This is a genomic window from Pseudomonas sp. KB-10, assembly GCF_018221585.1.
GTDB lineage: Bacteria > Pseudomonadota > Gammaproteobacteria > Pseudomonadales > Pseudomonadaceae > Aquipseudomonas > Aquipseudomonas yangonensis.
This window is the reverse complement of record NZ_QYYB01000027.1, coordinates 1-1,506: the sequence shown is the minus strand read 5'-3', so window position 1 is coordinate 1,506 and position 1,506 is coordinate 1. Positions and strand designations below refer to the sequence as shown.

The window sequence follows — 1,506 nt, the reverse complement described above, 5'->3', positions numbered from 1 at the left end:
GCGACCAGCACCAGCAGCGGCAGCAGTGCCAGGAATCTCATGGAGTCGCCTCCCTACCGATAGAACTGCACGGGGTAGGGGGTGTAGGGGGTGCCGTTGCCCATAAAGCGCCGCCGACGCTCTCGAGCCTCCTCGGCAGCGGCAGCTTGACGTGCCAGCTCCAGGGCGATGGCCCGGTTCTGGGTGATCTGCAACTGCTGCGCCTGGATCGACTGCTTGGCCTGCAGGGCCAGCAGTTGGTTGGTGGCCTGGGCAGCCTGCAATGCACCACCCGCGGACTGGCTCTTCTGAACCAGAGCGGCCAAGGCGCTTTCATCCTCGGCCAGGCTCTGTGTCACCTGAGCCTGCACGCGCAGCGCCGTATGCAGCCCGTCGAGGCCCTGCTGCCAGCGCTCCCGTGCTTCTTCTGCAAGGCGCTGGCTGCTGACGTCGCCGGTGTACTCGCTCGGGTAAAGTCGGCTGAACTCCTGATCCAGGCGCTGTACTTCGTAGGCCAGCCCTCGCGCCTCGGCCAGCAGCCGCTCAGTATTGGCTAAGCTCGCGCGCAACTGGCTGACTACGTTGTAGTCCAGGCGCTGCAGGTGACGGGCCTGGTTCAGCAGCATCTGGGTCTCGTTCTGCAACTGGCGAACCTGGTTGTTCGCCATCTCCAGGGTGCGCAACGCAGTCAGGGTGTTCTGCACCAAGTTGGTCGGATCGATTACGGTGAAAGCGCTGGCCGGCTTCACGGCCAATAGACCCAGCACCAGCAGCGTTGCGCCGGGAAAGCGGTGGGCAGGGGATCTCATGGCAGGCACTCCTTGCGTGACGAGGGATAAGCGGTGAGCAGGTCGGCGGCCCAGTCCAGGCCACGGTGACGCAACCAGGCAGGGGCGAAACCGGCTGCGCCGGACGACTGTTGGATTCGATCGATCTCGCGCTGCTCGGCCGGGCTGGCCGAGGCGGCGAAGGCCAGCGCCACCGGCCCCAGGTCGAGGTCGAACAGGCGGTTGCCCAGGCGCGACTGGTAGTAGTAATCACGCTTGGGCGTGGCCTGGGCGACGATCTCGATCTGTCGGTCGTTGAGGCCGAAGCCTTGGTAGATGCCTCGGATCTGTGGCTCGCCCGCCTGCGGGTTGGGCAGGAAGATGCGACTGGCGCAGCTCTCGATGATTGCCGCAGCGATGCTGGAGTCCTTGATGTCGGCCAGCGACTGGGTGGCGAAGATGACGCTGACGTTCTTCTTGCGCAGGGTCTTGAGCCACTGGCGGATGCGTGCGGCGAACAGCGGGTCGTCGAGGAACAGCCACGCCTCGTCGAGGATCAGCAGGGTCGGCGCGCCGTCAAAGCGCTCCTCGAAACGGGCGAACAGGTAGCTCAGTACGGCGGCCACCGCCGCCTTGCTGTGCATCAGTTCCTCCATCTCGAAGCACTGCACATCGGCGCTGCCCAGACGATCCTGATCGGCATCCAGCAATGCGCCATGAGCACCGCCCAGCACGTAGGGCTGAAGTGCCTGGCGCAGGG

2 protein-coding genes are annotated in these 1,506 nt (G+C 65.3%); both read right to left on the bottom strand.

Going from position 1 to position 1,506, the window contains the following annotated elements:
• Positions 1-53: 53 nt before the first annotated feature.
• Entirely contained in the window at positions 54-788 is a 735-nt protein-coding gene (gene trbJ / locus DXK50_RS25620; RefSeq protein ID WP_212632144.1) for a P-type conjugative transfer protein TrbJ, read from the bottom strand.
• Positions 785-1,506, bottom strand: a 722-nt coding sequence (locus tag DXK50_RS25615; protein ID WP_212632143.1) for a TraG/VirB4 family ATPase, incomplete at its 5' end; no start/stop codon positions are given. The genes trbJ and DXK50_RS25615, both read right to left, overlap by 4 nt.

Coding starts and splice junctions, on each gene's coding strand:
- trbJ (WP_212632144.1), bottom strand. CDS start 788: ATGAGATCCCCTGCCCACCGCTTTCCCGGCGCAACGCTGCTGGTGCTG.